The 354-nt window shown below is 53.4% G+C and carries 3 tRNA genes; all 3 read left to right on the forward strand.

The features are described from left to right. Position 1 precedes the first annotated feature (1 nt). The 3 genes from GVV58_RS15330 to GVV58_RS15340 all read left to right on the forward strand — a co-directional run bounded on the left by GVV58_RS15330 (position 2) and on the right by GVV58_RS15340 (position 354). Positions 2–77 (forward strand) — tRNA-Val (locus GVV58_RS15330). A 25-nt stretch (positions 78–102) separates the two neighbouring features. After that, positions 103–179 (forward strand) — tRNA-Asp (locus GVV58_RS15335). A gap of 99 nt (positions 180–278) precedes the next feature. Beyond that, positions 279–354, forward strand: a tRNA-Val gene (locus tag GVV58_RS15340).

Genomic DNA, 354 nt, shown 5'->3' on the forward strand with positions numbered 1-354 from the left:
AGGGCGCTTAGCTCAGTTGGTAGAGCGTCTGCCTTACAAGCAGAATGTCGGCGGTTCGATCCCGTCAGCGCCCACCAATTCTTACATGTTGGACCTTAAGATGCAGCGGTAGTTCAGTTGGTTAGAATACCGGCCTGTCACGCCGGGGGTCGCGGGTTCGAGCCCCGTCCGCTGCGCCATCCTAAGATGAGAAGCTTGGATTCCTTAGATCTGAGTGTTCAATATACCAAGACATTCCTTGTCTTGCGTCATTAAAAACAACGCTGTTGTTTTTCTCAGGGCGCTTAGCTCAGTTGGTAGAGCGTCTGCCTTACAAGCAGAATGTCGGCGGTTCGATCCCGTCAGCGCCCACCA

Origin of the sequence: Acinetobacter sp. 18QD2AZ41W, from assembly GCF_009829025.1 — a bacterium.
Classification (GTDB): Bacteria; Pseudomonadota; Gammaproteobacteria; order Pseudomonadales; family Moraxellaceae; genus Acinetobacter; species Acinetobacter pseudolwoffii.